General features: G+C 55.6%; 13 protein-coding genes. 4 read left to right on the top strand and 9 right to left on the bottom strand.

Going from position 1 to position 14678, the window contains the following annotated elements; genetic code table 11:
• The first annotated feature begins 241 nt into the window (after positions 1-241).
• The 3 genes from ACI1P1_RS15075 (at position 242) to ACI1P1_RS15065 (ending at position 3331) form a co-directional block, all read left to right on the top strand.
• Complete coding sequence (locus tag ACI1P1_RS15075; protein WP_416217233.1) at positions 242-994, top strand: DeoR/GlpR family DNA-binding transcription regulator; 753 nt, start codon at positions 242-244, stop codon at positions 992-994.
• A 48-nt stretch (positions 995-1042) separates the two neighbouring features.
• Positions 1043-1798 carry a 2-dehydro-3-deoxy-D-gluconate 5-dehydrogenase KduD gene (gene kduD / locus ACI1P1_RS15070; RefSeq protein ID WP_416217232.1) on the top strand — a complete coding sequence of 252 codons (756 nt, stop codon included), beginning with the start codon at positions 1043-1045 and terminating at the stop codon, positions 1796-1798.
• A gap of 684 nt (positions 1799-2482) precedes the next feature.
• Positions 2483-3331, top strand: a complete 849-nt coding sequence (locus ACI1P1_RS15065; RefSeq protein ID WP_416217231.1) for a hypothetical protein — start codon at positions 2483-2485, stop codon at positions 3329-3331.
• Positions 3332-3384: 53 nt separating this feature from the next.
• Here ACI1P1_RS15065 and ACI1P1_RS15060 read toward each other — a convergent pair whose 3' ends face one another.
• From ACI1P1_RS15060 to ACI1P1_RS15050, 3 genes are read right to left on the bottom strand one after another with little or no spacing between them, the layout of a single operon-like run.
• A complete protein-coding gene (locus tag ACI1P1_RS15060) occupies positions 3385-4521 on the bottom strand; it encodes a response regulator (protein WP_416217230.1) in 1137 nt (378 codons plus the stop codon).
• Positions 4518-5330 carry a pyruvate, water dikinase regulatory protein gene (locus ACI1P1_RS15055; RefSeq protein WP_416217229.1) on the bottom strand — a complete coding sequence of 271 codons (813 nt, stop codon included), beginning with the start codon at positions 5328-5330 and terminating at the stop codon, positions 4518-4520. Before ACI1P1_RS15055 ends, ACI1P1_RS15060 begins: the two co-directional genes overlap by 4 nt.
• A gap of 1 nt (position 5331) precedes the next feature.
• Positions 5332-5970, bottom strand: coding sequence for a helix-turn-helix transcriptional regulator (locus ACI1P1_RS15050; protein ID WP_416217388.1), 639 nt, complete (start codon positions 5968-5970; stop codon positions 5332-5334).
• A gap of 191 nt (positions 5971-6161) precedes the next feature.
• Here ACI1P1_RS15050 and glpX point away from each other — a divergent pair, with 191 nt between their 5' ends.
• The gene (gene glpX / locus ACI1P1_RS15045) at positions 6162-7172 is read left to right on the top strand and encodes a class II fructose-bisphosphatase (protein ID WP_416217228.1); all 1011 of its coding nucleotides are present in this window, start codon (positions 6162-6164) and stop codon (positions 7170-7172) included.
• Between the two features lie 206 nt (positions 7173-7378).
• On the opposite strand, the gene ACI1P1_RS15040 is transcribed toward glpX, so the two are convergent.
• The 6 genes from ACI1P1_RS15040 to ACI1P1_RS15015 form a co-directional block, all read right to left on the bottom strand.
• Positions 7379-7660 (bottom strand): hypothetical protein, encoded by a 282-nt coding sequence (locus ACI1P1_RS15040; RefSeq protein WP_416217227.1) that lies wholly within the window; start codon positions 7658-7660, stop codon positions 7379-7381.
• Positions 7661-8639: 979 nt separating this feature from the next.
• Positions 8640-9416: a hypothetical protein gene (locus ACI1P1_RS15035; protein WP_416217226.1), complete on the bottom strand. Its 777-nt coding sequence runs from the start codon at positions 9414-9416 to the stop codon at positions 8640-8642.
• Positions 9379-10650, bottom strand: coding sequence for a M48 family metalloprotease (locus tag ACI1P1_RS15030; protein WP_416217225.1), 1272 nt, complete (start codon positions 10648-10650; stop codon positions 9379-9381). Before ACI1P1_RS15030 ends, ACI1P1_RS15035 begins: the two co-directional genes overlap by 38 nt.
• A 140-nt stretch (positions 10651-10790) precedes the next feature.
• Positions 10791-12392, bottom strand: a complete 1602-nt coding sequence (locus ACI1P1_RS15025; protein WP_416217224.1) for an ABC transporter substrate-binding protein — start codon at positions 12390-12392, stop codon at positions 10791-10793.
• A gap of 154 nt (positions 12393-12546) precedes the next feature.
• Positions 12547-13518 (bottom strand): carbohydrate ABC transporter permease, encoded by a 972-nt coding sequence (locus ACI1P1_RS15020; protein ID WP_416217223.1) that lies wholly within the window; start codon positions 13516-13518, stop codon positions 12547-12549.
• Between the two features lie 24 nt (positions 13519-13542).
• Positions 13543-14520 (bottom strand): ABC transporter permease, encoded by a 978-nt coding sequence (locus tag ACI1P1_RS15015; protein ID WP_416217222.1) that lies wholly within the window; start codon positions 14518-14520, stop codon positions 13543-13545.
• Positions 14521-14678 lie beyond the last annotated feature (158 nt).

The raw sequence follows: 14678 nt of genomic DNA, 5'->3' as shown, positions 1-14678 counted from the left end.
AATACTGATTTCCTGGAAATCCGCCGTATGGACCTAAGGGTTTGAAGCATAATAGGTACTGGCATCCTCCCGGGTTCGGCTTGGGAGGTTATTCTTTTATTCGCAAAAAAAATGTTTGAAATGTTCATTAAGGTTTATTTACGTTCATTTGGAAGTGTGATATAGTATATTCAAACATCGATGTTTGCCGGGGGAGAGCGGATTTTGTTGCTTCCCCGATTCTCTCCTCGGAGGCAAGCTTATGTCCACCATCAAGCGTCACGAGCAAATTCTGGAAATCCTCATTACCGAGAAGGAAGCCACCGTGTCCAGGCTCAGCGAGGAATTAGGCGTATCCGGCAAGACCATCCGCGAGGATCTGGAGAAGCTGGAGAAGAAGGGCCTGCTGCGGAGATTCCACGGCGGGGCGGCATTGGCCAATGAAGGCTTTGCCGGGCTGTTTCCCGACTCCCTGCCTAATTCGAAGAACGAGGATGCCAAGGCACAGGCGGCCAGGCGGGGGCTAGAGCTAGTGAATACGGGAGAGGTTATCGCATTGGACGGCGGCAGTACGACGCTGGCTATGGCGAAGCTCCTGGATAACATTCCTATCACCGTCGTCACCAACGACCTGTTTATTATCGGGGAGCTGGTAAAGAAGGACAAGGTAAGACTGGTGGTCCCTGGCGGCTACCGCAACCGCAACCAGCTGATTAACGAAAATTTCGCCTCCATCATTAGCAACATGAACATCCAGAAGGCGTTTATTTCCGCAACCGGCATTCATGAGGAATACGGGCTTACGGTATTTACCCAGGCCATTGTGGGCCAAAAGCGTGCTATTATGCAGGCTGCTGCGGAATGCTATTGTGTAGCGGACCACACGAAGTTCAACCAATGCGCCCTGCTCACCTTCGCCAAACCGGAGGAGCTGACGGCCATTGTGACGGACCCCGGGCTCCCGGGCGAAACCGTCCAGCGTTATACGGCTAGAGGGATACAGCTCATCCGCTGATTCCATACATTTTACACAATCCCTATCCAATTTAAAGGAGATGTCTTAATGAGCGCGTTTGATCTCACAGGAAAAGTAGCATTAGTCACAGGCGGTACAGTAGGTCTCGGAGCCGGCATGTCCTTGGCCCTTGCCAACGCAGGAGCAGATTTGGTATTGGTTACCTATACCGATAACGATGACACTGTATTGAACGAGTGCAATAAAATCGGCCGCCGCTGCCACGTTATCACCGCTGACCTGAGCAAGGAAGAAGAGCTTCCGGGTGTTGTTGAGAAGGCGGTCGCTGCTTTCGGACACATCGACATTCTGGTTAACAACGCGGGTATTATCCGCCGCGCTCCTATCGCCGAGCACTCTGCCAAGGACTGGCATGATGTTATCAACCTGAACCTGAACACTGTGTTCTTCCTGACCCAACTGGTAGGCCGTCACATGATCGAACGCGGATCCGGCAAAATCATCAGCGTTGCTTCCATGTTGTCCTACGAGGGCGGTATCCTGGTTCCTGGCTACGCAGCCTCCAAGCATGGCGTTGCCGGTTTGACCAAGGCGTTTGCTAACGAGTGGGCTTCCAAGGGCGTTAATGTTAACGCCATCGCTCCCGGATACTTCGAAACCCGCAACACTGCTCCGATCCGTCAGGATGCCGAGCGCACCGATACCATCACTGCACGTATCCCGGCCGGCCGTTGGGGCCAACCGGAAGACCTGGGCGGCCCTGCCGTATTCCTGGCTTCCTCCGCTTCCGACTACCTGCATGGCCATATCCTGAACGTGGACGGCGGCTGGCAAGCACGCTAATCCCCGCGTTTCATTGAGCTTACAGGCTGCCGAGGCAGCATTCAGACCGGCCCCGCAAAAGCGGGGCCGGTTTTTTTGCGCAGTTGGAGCAGGCTGCTAAGTCTTCCAACCTGCCAACACACCGCTGTCCCCATCAAAATTTGCCGTTCTACGATGACGGGTTGAACTCGCGGACCGTACGGCCGTTATTTTCCTCATTTGGGCTACTTTTCATTTTTGCGCGGACAGACGATCCCTTATTTGACCCCCACGGCATGAAATCCCCTTGGTTTTACACAAATAGCGCCCCCTGTGTCCGGTTCGGTGAAAAAAAGGCGTTTTCCAGCGCAATAACGGATCTGCAGTCCGTTAAAAAGGGAGACAGTATGGGCGCCGGGCAGCAAAACGCTAACACAGCCGCAGCTCCCCTGATTTTTTGAGACTCCCCCCTGTTCGAGACCTCTAACCGCGCCTTCTCATTCAAGACACTAATCGTGCTATCCTATTCGAGACCTCTAACCGTGCTATCCTATTAGAGACCTCTAACCATGCCATCCTGTTCGAAACCTCCTTTAGTTTTCAGGGGGTATCCTGCGGGGAGCCAGGATTTTAAGAGAACATTAAGCAGGCGCTCAGACGGGTTTAAGGTTGGGGTTTTATGCTGGAGGAGCAAGATAAACCTCATTAGGGAAGGATGATTCCGTTATGAAAAAATCCGCAAACAAAACCATCATCTCCGGTGTATTGGCAGCAGCCGTTCTCGTAGGCGGGGCAGGTCTGGTACATAATCAGGTTTTTGCCGCAGCCTCCGGCGACACCTCCCCCTCCATTACCGATACCACCCGTGAGAACCGTCCCGGCGGACATGGGGAAGCCGGCTTCCGCGGCGGCGATTTCGGCAAACGCGGCAGCGGTCTGGCGGGCTTCGGCAAAACCGATCTGCTGAAGCAAACCGCGACCCTTCTCAATGTGGAGGAATCCGCTGTTTCCGCCCAGTTGGAGCAGGGCCTGACCTGGGCACAAATCGCAGCGGCCGCCGGACTGACCGAGGAGGACTATCTGGCGAAGCTGGTGTCTGCCCAAACCGCAGCCATCGGCGAGGCGGTCACAGCGGGCAAGCTGACCCAGGAGCAGGCGGACAAGCTCACAACCAGCCTGTCTGACCATTTGAAGAAACAGATTGAACGCACCGGCCCGAAGCAAAAGGATGCCGCCGGCACCGATTCCAACGGCCAGAAGATCGGAAAAGGCATCAGAGGGGAGCATGGCTTACGGGGCGGCTTTGCCAGCAATGTGGATCTGGCCGCTATTCTGGGCATCACCGAGGATGAACTGAGCACCCTTCTGCAGGAGGGCAAATCCCTGGCGGAGATTGCTGAAAGCAAGGGGATCACCTCTGACGACATGATCGCCAAAATCAAGGACAGCCTGACCGATGAGCTGAAAACCTTCATCGACCGCAAGGGAACGGACCACCCGGCTAAGGGCAAAATCAAAGCTCCTGCCGCATCTGCTTCCCCCTCAGCAGGCGCAAGCGTAGAATCCGCCTCCTGATCCGCTATGCATAGAAAAAAGCCGGAGCAATCCGGCTTTTTTGACGTTTTTCCTTAGGCATCCGAGCCGATCTGCTCCATCATCCCGGCATACAGCCGTTCTACCGCCGGCTTCGGAGGCAGCCCCAGCTCCGATAGCAAAACCTTTTTGAGCAGCTCATACTGGTGCTTCAAGGCCATTCTGTCTTTTTTGCAAAAGTGGACCTCCAGCATCATCTCATGGGCTTCTTCATCGATTTCGGATTGGGCCAAAAGCTGGCTTGCGGCTTTCGCCGCGGCCTCCGGCTCCCCCTTGTCCAAATAATAACGGCTCAGGCGGATACAGGACTGCCTGAACAGGCCAAAGCACATTTCCCGGATGGGACCGCTCCAGGGATAATCCAGCCGGGCGAACAGCTCCCCCTGATATAGAGTGGTAAGGGCTTGGTATTGCCCCAGAGCCTCTTCCGCAAGCGGCGGGCGGCTCCGTTCAAAATCCCGGAATACCCGTAGCGGGCTGGCAATATCCCCGAAGCTGGCGTGGTACTGCCCGGACACATAATGGATCTGGCTGCTGCTGCCGGCTTCCTTCAGAGCTTTTTTCAGATTATAAAGAGTGGTATGGAGATAAGTGCGGCTCTGCTCCTCATTCAGCTCGGGCCATAAATCGGCCATCAGCTCCCACTTGGATACAGGCTGGCCTTCCTTCGCCAGAAAATAAGCCATGATTTCCTTGGTTTTCAGAGTCCGCCATTTTACAGGCTGGCCTGCGGCATCCAACAGGTCGAAGCCGCCGAACAGAACGGCCTTCATCTCTCCCTGGCGGGCAGACTCCGGCAGCGGGGCCTGCGGCTGGCGTCTTTTGTAGAGGCGGCTGACCGTTTCGGAGACGGCCTCCGGGGTCAGAGGCTTCAGCAGGTAATCCAGGGCATTGCGCCGGAATGCCTCAATAGCGTATTGGGCATAGGCGGTAACGAATACAATTTCCACCGCTTCCTGACGCTCATGAATCCGCCTGGCCAGCTCCAGCCCGTTCATCTGCGGCATGTCCACATCCAGGAAAGCCACATCCGGCCCTGCCTCCTCCAGTGCAGCCAGAGCTTCGGACGGCTTCCTGTACGCGCCGCTCAGACGGATTCTGCCATCCCGCTCCAGGAGCAGCCTAAGCAGATCCAGGGACGGCTGCTCGTCGTCCACGATGATGGCTTTCATGTAGCCCTCCGGGCAGCTTCCATAATCAGGCCGGCGGTTTCCTCAATGGCCCGGTTAGTCACGTCGATGATGCGGCAGCCCAGAGCTTTCATCAGCTCATCCGCGTGGCGCAGCTCCTCCTGCACCCGCTCCGGCGAAGCATACCGCGATCCGCCCGGGAGGCCTACGGCCTTCAGCCGCTCCTCACGGATATGCTGCATATGCTCGGGCTTCATGGTCAAACCGAAGATCCGGGAGGGATCGGTCCGGAACAGCTCGGAAGGAGGTTTTACCTCGGGAATCACCGGCAGGTTGGCGGCCTTGATCCCCTTGTGGGCCAGGAAAATGCACAGCGGGGTTTTGGAGGTGCGGGATACCCCCACCAGCACCACATCCGCCAGCAGGAGGCCTGCGGCATCCTTGCCGTCGTCATATTTCACCGCAAATTCCATAGCGTCCACTCTGCGGAAATAATCATCATCCAGCTCATGCAGAAGCCCCGGCTTCCACTGGGGGGAATCGTTGAACGTATCTGCGTAGGCCTGCATCATCGGGCCGAGGATATCCACAATCCTGACCTCCAGCCGGATAGATTCCGCTTTAATCATTTCCCGCAGCTCCGGCTGGACCAGCGTATACCCCACAAAGCCGCCCACTGCGGCCGCTTCCTCCATCATCCTGCGAATTTCATCCTCATGACGGATCTGGCCGAAGCGTTTGATCCTCGCTTCTCCCCCCTGAAATTGCCGCAAGGTTGCCTTGGCTACCGCCTCCGCCGTTTCGCCTACGGCATCCGAGCATATATAAATCCACTGCTGCTTCTCTCTCACCTTACTCTCCCCTTCCGATCCGTTCCGCCCAATCCACCAGAATCCGGGTCATGGTGGAATTGCTCACTCTGCCGATTACTTCAATTTCGCTCTTGTCCGGCACGGCCACCACCACCGGCAAGCTCTCCACCTCATGGCGGATCATCATGCGGGCCGCATCCAGCGCCGGCTCCTCCGGCCCAACGGTAACCAGATTGGCCTTGCGGGTCATCACCAGACTCACCGGCATCGCCGCGCTGCCCGGATTGCCCAATATCACCTTCAGGAGATCCTTACGGGACACAATCCCCTGCAGCCAATTCTGCTCGTCGGTGACGAAGATGCTTCCGGTATTCTCCAAAAACATGGCCACTACCGCATCCTGCACGGTGGAAGCCTCCCTGATGTTGACGGGGCGGGATTGGATATCCTTAACCTTCAGGTCCAGGAGCATTCTCCGCACCTCGCCCTGGGGCTGTGCCGCCGCGCCGGGAAAATACCCCACCTTGGGCTTGGCATCCAGAAGCCCCAGCATAATCAGCACCGCCAAATCCGAGCGGATCGTGGGGCGGCTTAAGCCCAATTGTTCGGCAATCTGCTCGCCGGTGACAGGAGCGGATTTGCGCACCAGCGCCAAAATTTCCTTTTGCCGGGATGTCAGTTCGATAGGTCACTCACCTCTCGCCAGGTTCCATTGTTATATCTAATTGATACCATAATTAAAAATAGGTTTCAATATCGCTTGAAATGTTGATATATAGTATGTCATAATTAAAATATAAGACGTTCTAAACATCGGAAATCAAGACAATTAGACACACTCTTATTCAGAGAAAAAGGAGCGGATTGGATATGGAGAGAGAATTGGCATTGGAAATGGTACGGGTAACGGAGCTGGCGGCTTTGGCCTCCTCCAAGTGGATGGGGCGCGGCTCCAAAACCGAAGCGGACGGAGCGGCTACAGCCGCCATGCGTTCCATGTTCAATTCCGTCTCCATCCAGGGCACCGTCGTCATCGGCGAAGGCGAGATGGATGAGGCCCCCATGCTGTTTATCGGTGAAAAAGTCGGGAACCGCCAAGGTCCCGAGGTGGATGTGGCGGTAGACCCGCTGGAAGGAACGGATCTGGCCGCCAAGGGCCTGCCCGGCGCTTTGGCGGTCATGGCCGTAGCCCCCAAGGGAAATTTCCTCCATGCCCCGGATATGTATATGGAGAAGCTGGCTGTAGGGCCTGAGCTGAAGGGCAAGGTTTCCCTGGCGGATCCCCTGGACGTGACCATTCAGAAGGCGGCGCGGATTCTGCGCAGAGCCGTTTCGGATTTGACCGTATCCATTCTGGAGCGGGAGCGCCATGCCGATAAGATCGCAATTCTCCGGGCCATGGGCGTGCGTGTGAAGCTGCTGCCCGGCGGAGATGTGGCGGGAGCTATGGCCCCTGCATTTGCCGAATCAGGGATCGATATGTATGTAGGGTCCGGTGGTGCGCCGGAGGGTGTTATTGCCGCAGCGGCGCTGAAGTGCCTGGAGGGCGATTTCCAGGGCCGGCTGATGCCGGCGGACGAAGGAGAGTTCGACCGCTGCCGGTCCATGGGCATCGCCGATCCCCGCAAGATTCTCACCATGGACGATCTGGTGGGCAAGGGCGATGTGCTGTTTGCCGCCACCGGCATCACGCCGGGTGAATTCCTGAAGGGAGTTCGCTTCCTGCCCGGCTACCGGGCGGAGACGGAATCCGTGGTGATGCGGGCCAAAACCGGCACCGTCCGCACCATCCAGGCCAACCACTACCTGCCCGGCAAACCCTTCCTGCAAGCCATGGGCGGCTACTGGGCGGATGAGCCGGAGGCGGCTTCCGGCTTGTAGGGTTTGCCAACCAAACCTGCCAGCCTAAGATCAGCCTAACATTAACAGCTCCTTCCCCCGTCCGGGGAGGAGCTGTTTTTTTGCGGGTGCTGGTGGTTGGACGCCGATCCGGTTCTCCCCCTACCTGGGAAAACCGCCGGAGTGCCTAGCCGTTCCGGCGGCTTCAATCGGGGCTGAATGAGACGATTGGTTTTCCCGTTCCTTTGTTAATAAGGCCTGGCACCGCTGTCCGACATGATTTTATCTGCTGCATTTTTGATGAGAGAACAGCTGACCAAAACCGGCTTGGATTCGCATACAAGTACCAGGGTTCCGGACCGCACATCCCAGGAATACGAAAATCCGACCTGGATTCCCCCCACCTTCAGCGAAAATCGCCCGGATGGGGTGCCTGGTATTGCAGCGCCGTACTGTCTGCCCAGGTTTTGCAACGACTGATACACCGACGGGGTCACATTTCTGTATTTCCATGCGCCGCATGCTGCCATTTTTGCTCACTCCTTGTAAGAGGCTTCTCTTCAAGTGTATGAGCTTCGGCTTGGCCATCGTGACACCCAAATTTTTGTGGAAGGGGAAACCTGACCTGCAGCCACCCGGGAGTCGGGCGGTTAGTGCAGCGAAGGGAGTCCTTCGCTCCGTGCAGGGCGGGGGAGTTCTTCGCTCCAACAGCGTGGGGAGTCCTGCGAGTCAATGCAGCACAAGCCAGATGCCGGCAGCCAGGCCGAGAACAGCCATAATTATCTCCACCGCTCTGGCGGAGGAATCCAGCGGGCGTTTTCCGCTCATGGCTAACACCGTTTCCTTTCCCTGGGGAATCCGGAAATGCAAAAAACACAGCAAAATGCCTTGTGAAGGCCAGCTGTGTTTCCGGTGGTCCGGTCAACATTCACATTATTCCGTTCGGTTAAATTGGAATTTATTCTACCATGTTAGGCAGGGCCAGTCAATAGGTGTGGGGGTTGTGGGGGGCCATCACACCGCTCACACGACCATCGGACTGACCACAGGCGTTATTCTGTTCACTCGAGTGTCGGCCGGACCACGGGTGTTACTCGGACTCTTGGCCATCACTCCACCCTAACGATCATCCTGGTTCCTTAACCTCGCCCCTTCCCCTGGGCGCCACCTCTGCTGCTGAGGCTGAAATTTCGAGTATAATTTGCACTCAGCGCCCTATTTAGGTGGTTAAGTATGATTTTTCGAGTATAAAACCTCACATTGGCTCATGGTGCACTGATTAGATATGAAATTTCGAGTACAATGCCCCATTTAGCGGGTCGTGCCACCAAATATATATGAAATTTCAGCTACGATGGTTACTTTGGCCACATTGGCTCCGATTACATTGGCTACTTTGGTTACTTTGGCCACATTGGCCACTTTGGTTACTTTGGCTACTTTGGCCACTTTGGTTACTTTGGTTACTTTGGTTACTTTGGCTACTTTGGCTCCAATGGCCCGTTGGCCTTAAGTCTGCGCATCGCTCCCATGTTGTTCGTCGCTCCCTCCCGCCTCTGCCCCAAACAGCTGCGGCCACAGTCCGCGGATATGGCTCTCCACCGTGTCCAACACCAGCTCCAGGTTGGACTCGCCTCCGGCAGTGCGCAGATGGCCCCGGAAGTAATCCGGGTGCCGGCCGGCGATGGGCAGCGCAACCAGCTGCCCCGGCAACAACAGGCGGCCAAGGCCCAGCCGGCCGCCCCTACCCCGTGCCGCCCGCCAGCTGCCCAGGCGGCACACCGGGTCCCGGCCCCGACCGCCGGGGCCGCAGGCAAAGCAATAGACCGTCGCCTCCCGCAGCCCGGGAGGCACAGGGCTGCGCGGCGAGCCGATCTGGACGACGGCTACGGGCCGCTCCGGCGCCGCCGCACGCAGCATGGCGGCGGCATGCACAGCGGCGGTGCCTCCGCCGCTATGCCCCACCAGCACCACCGGCCCGCTGCCCCGGGCCGCAGGCTCAAGCTCCCGGCGGACGGCCGCCACACCGAGGGAGCCCTCCCATGCCCCGGCGGGCAGGCGGATATCCCGCCACACCTCCCAGATCTGCCTGCGGACGGAACGGCTCCACTCCCCGTACGGGTACAGCAATCCGCCCTCCACCGGGAGACCCGTTGCAGCAGCAATCCGTCCCGCCAGCTCCTGGTGAAACTCCCCCATAAAGCCGGGAGCGGTGCCAATGCCGGCCAGCGCGCACAGGTATATTCCATTATTTTCCGAAGCTGCGGGAAAATTGGTCGGCATCATGAATTCTCTCCATTGCGGAAGGATGGGTGTCCCGGAACAGGCGCACCAATAAAGGCGAATGCACATCGTCGAAGGTGGTTGCAGCCAGCTTCTGATTCATGCTCACCACCCCGTCGGGGGTGTGTGCCAGGGTGAGCGCATAAGCATCCGCCGCCCGCTCCGCCTGCCGGGATACCGCATTGGAGAAGGGCAGAGAGGCGAAGCCCAGCACTGACAACAGCAGCAATAACGCCGCAGCGGCAGCAGGATCCCCCAGGCTGCGGAGCCCCCAGGCTTCCCCCCAGCGGCGGTACGCATAACGGTACAGCCCTTGACCCAGATACAGCATCACCAGGGCTGAGCCGATCAGTCCAAGGGTGCTCCACTCCAGATGATGCAGCACATAATGCCCGATTTCATGGGCCACAATGGGCAGAATTTCATTTTCATCCAGCCGGTACAGCGTATCCCAGACCACAATCCGCAGGGTAGGTCCAATGCCGTTGACGTAGGCGTTGTAGGCGTTGGTTTTGACGGACATATTGGCTTCATAAACCCGATCCGCCGGTATGCCCGCCTCATCGGCCATACTGAGAATATGTGCCTCCAGCACCGGGTCGGACAGACGGCTATATTGATTATACAGAGGATCAATAAACACCGGCTGCACAACCATCATGAAGAGTATGAACGGAATGGAAATCAGCCACAGCTTCAGCCACCACCGCCCTCCCCGCCGGATCATCCAAAGGGCCAAGGCCAGCCCCAGTGCCAGGGGAATAGCGCCAACCGAAAACTCCACCAGCTTGTCCCGGAGCCAGCCAACCAGCCCCTGGGTGGATATTCCATAGAAGCGCGACATCCGGTAGCCGATAAACCGCAGCGGCAGACAGCCGACGAAAACAACCGCCTGCACCATCAGCGCATACACCATAAACGCGGGAAACGAAGGCCAGCGGCGCTCCTCCAGCCTGCTGTACAACCGTTTGCCCCAGCCGGAATAAAGAATAAGCACATACAGCCCCCATTCCAAGGGTGTAAGCAAAAAGAACAGCCAATTCCGCCAAGCCGGGTAAAATTCGCTGACACGGAGCTGCTCGCCGCTCATAAAGGTTGCCGGATCCGCAGCCGTCCCCCTGTATGCTTCGGACACACCATTGCCCCGGGTCAGGTACAGATACACTCCCATGGCGGCCGCATACACGGCAAACCATATCCAGTAACGGCGAATCGCTGACACTCCCGGCTTTGGCACAACATCCACTCCCGCTCTTCCATAAATTTTCCTATAGAGCCATGATAGCATACCGCCGGGCCAAGTTCATCCTGCCCCCCTGCAGGCCTGCATCCCCCTGAACGCAAAAAAACGGCCCCTGAACCGGGGCCGCCGTAAGCTTACTTATTTTTGGCGAGGTATGCGTCGAACTGCTTTTGCTTCTCGGCGATAATTTCATCTACCGCGGAGGATTTCATCTTGGCAGTGTACTCGGGCAGAACCTTCTCAGGATCTACAGAGCCGGTATCCAGCGCCGGGTCATATTGCTTGCGGATGGTGATGGAAGCAGCTACCTTGTTCTTAATGGCTTCATTTACATCGAAGGTAAAGCCCAAGCCCTTGGAATAATGGGAGCCTTCGTTGAACTTCTTGAATTGATCCCACTTGTCGGCGGGTTCACCCTTCCAGATGTAGTTCAGGAATTGGCTGCCGAACATCCATGCGGCGCCGGGGCTGTAATCGCCGGTTTTGTCGGAGGGCTCAACTGTGTTATCGCCGGTTTTCTTATAGTGGGTGCCTTCAATACCGAAGTTAAGCAGGTTGTTCAGATATTTGTCGGAATACAGCAGGTTAATTACCATCATGGCCCGCTCCGGATCGGAGGAGGTGCTGCTGACGGCCAGCATGGAGCCAGCGGTTTCACTGGTTGCAGTGGTTTTGGTGTTCAAGGCCAGCTGCTTCAGGTTGCCCACCAGACCAACCGTGGAGGCGATTTCTGTATCCTTGCCGGGCTTCAGCGGACATACGATCATAAATACCTTGCCGGATTTCATGGCATCATTGGTGGACAATTGAGTGGTGGAGGCATCCTTATTGATCAGATCCTTGGTGAACATCTCCCGGGTAATCTTCAGAGTGCTCTTGTAGCGATCCTGCTCCAGGCGGTTCAAGACCTTGGTTTCCTCTCCGTCCTTGAAGATAACGCCTTCAATGTTGCCGTCTCCCAAATAGTCATAGTTGGCGAAATAGTGGGCGTTGAAGTTTTCGCCGTCACGCAGGAACAAGGGGGTGAAGTCGGGTTTTTTGGCCTTGACGGTTTCCAGAATCGGAATCAGGTCGCTGATGTTTTTCACAGCCTGGATTTTTTCTTCCAGTCCCAGCTCCTTGGCGATATCCGAGCGGTATACAATGCCGCCTTGGGAAGCCATTTCCTTCAATGCAGGTACACCGTAGTTCTTGCCGTCAATTTGGGAGCCCTTCAGAATTTTCTCTTCAAAAGACTTGAGAATGTCCGGGCCTTGTTTTTTCAGCAGGTTGCCGTATTTGCCGGAATCGTCATTGAGGGCCAGGAAGGCGCCTTTGCCTGCATTCACGGCATATTGGGACCATTGGGCGGTAAACATAATGTCCACTGCTTCACGGGAGGCCACCATCAGGTTGACCTTGTTATCCCATTGCCCCCACTGGAAGGACTCAATTGTAAGGGTCGTATTCAGCTTCTTCTGAAGATACTTGTTGATTTCCTCCGTTACTGCGGCCTGGTCCTTTTGAGGGGAACCGGGGTACACCAGTCTCAGCTTGGCAGGTTTCAGGGAGCTTGCCGGGTCTGCCGCCGCCGTAGCGGTTGCAGCTACACTTGCTGCAGGTGAAGCTTTTGCTGCATCGGTTGGGGAAGCGCTTGCACCAGATTCCGAATCACTGCCGCAGCCGGCCAGGCCTGCCGTCATCGCTAGTGTTGCTGCTGCCATCACTGCCAATCCTGCTTTTTTCCATTTGGCCATTTTTTTCTTATCCTCCCTTATATGTCCAACTATATGCTAACCGGATTTTCCGGATATAGCTACTGCCAATTTGCAAAAATGTTGATTTTACCGGAGCAGCCGTAATTGGAAACCAAGGTTCTGTTACGGATACTCCGGCATGGTTTGGTGGACGTTATCCCTTCACGGCTCCAATGGTCAAACCCTGGATAAAATACCGCTGGAAGAATGGATATGCGATGACGATAGGACCAATACCTACTACTGCCATGGCCATCCGGACAGTCTCTGTCGGGACATTGACCAGACCGCCGCTTTGACTTAACCCCTGCGCCGCCGTTGTATTAGAGGACAGGAACTGGATATCCAGCATAGTCCGGTACATCAGGAATTGCAGGCTGACCATTCCTTTGCCGCCTTCTCCGGAAATGAACACCAGACTCAGGAACCAGTCATTCCAGTAGTTAACGGTCTGAAACAGAGCCACTGTAGCCAGCACCGGCAAGGACAAGGGCAGCACAATCTGGGCAAAAACCCTGCTTTCACTGGCTCCGTCAATAGTGGCCGCCTCCAGCAGCTCCATGGGAATGGTGGTGCTGAAGAAGGTCCGCATCATCAGAACGAAGAAGCCTTGTACCAATAGGGGCAGAATCAGACTGGCAAGCGTATTCTTCATGTCGGCTACCTGGGTATAGACCAGATACCAGGGCACCAGGCCGCCGTTGAACAGCATCGTAAAAAAGATGAAGAAGCTGAATATATTCCGGTGCGGAAAATCCTTTCGCGAGATGGGATATGCATAAAGCGCCATTATGAGCAAGCTGATAGCCGTTCCCACAATCGTCACGAACATGGAGACACCGAAGGATTTGGTAATCTGTGCCCAATCCTCAAGCAGGAATTGGTATGCCGCCAAGCTGAATTTTTCCGGGAAAAAGCTGTACCCGTTGGTAAGTACGGTTTTTTCATCGGTGAAGGAAATCATGATGATCAACACAAGCGGCAGCAAGCATAAAACCGAATATATCCAGAAGAAAATATTGATGGCAATATTGGAGCCTTTGGAAATGGCCAAGGGGCCGGTTGTATAGTTGGGCGCTTTTTGCGCCCTTGGATTATTGACAGACGTTGCAGCCTGCGCATCCATGTGCATCCACTCCTAGAGGTTGGTTTAAAATAAGGCGTCTTCCTTGCTGATTCTGCGGATAATGAGGTTTGTGAGCAGTACCAGCACGAACCCGATCACTGCCTGGAACAAACCTGCCGCCGAGGACATCCCGATATCGCCCATTACCATGAAGGTCTGATACACATACGTATCGATAACCTGTGTTACCGGGTACAACGCGCCGGCATTCTGGGTCACCTGGAAGAACAAACCGAAGTCTGCATAGAAGATCCGGCCGATCTGGAGCATGGTCATGATGATAATGACGGGACGCACCAGAGGGATCGTAATCATCTGGATTTGATGGCGTTTGGTAGCACCGTCAATAACGGCCGCTTCATAATATTCAGGATCGATGCCCAGCATGGAAGCCAGATATATAACAGCGAAGTAACCGACATTGCGCCAGGTATTGACAATAGGCAGGATTATAGGCCAGTAGGACTTATCCGTATACCACTCCACCGGATTCCAGCCCAGCTTGGGGAACAGCCAGGTGTTGAGCAGCCCGTGCTCCATACCCAGGAAGGCAAACACCAGATAACCAATGACGACCCAAGAGAGCAGGTACGGGAGAAACATGGCGCTTTGGTGAAGCTTGGCCGCCCGTTTATTGCGCATTTCCGAGAACAAGATGGCCAACCCCACGCCCATCACCAGGTTCATCAGAATGAACACGGTATTGTACAAAAGCGTGTTGCGGATCAGCTCCCAGGCTACGTTGGTATCAAACAGAAACTTGAAGTTGTTGAAGCCGCTCCAGGGGCTATGGATGTAACCATCTGTGTAATTGATGTTCTTGAAGGCAATCAGTACACCAATCATGGGCAGATAATTGTTGAACAGCAGGATCAGGATTCCCGGCAGCATCATGAAGTAGAAGATCTTGTATTTCTTCAGAATGTGCAGGGTTCTCCGTTTCGCCGTTTGGGATACGGGAGCCGGGGTGACACCTGCGGGTGTCTTGAGCTCCATGGCCATGGGGAACCACTCCTTGTCTCTATTTGTTTTTTATGCGAAAATGCACAACTGCCGCATCTTCATTCGGTGCCTCCAAAGATACCCGGAATTTTGCTTCGAAGCGTTTTGTCACGTTTGGGGGATGCTTTGGTTTGTAGCTTTATTGTATGGCTCTTCCG

Source organism: Paenibacillus mesotrionivorans, from assembly GCF_046098205.1.
In the GTDB taxonomy this organism is placed as follows: Bacteria; Bacillota; Bacilli; order Paenibacillales; family NBRC-103111; genus Paenibacillus_AR; species Paenibacillus_AR mesotrionivorans.
The sequence above is the reverse complement of the archived record's forward strand: the minus strand, read 5'-3'. Positions and strand labels throughout refer to the sequence as shown.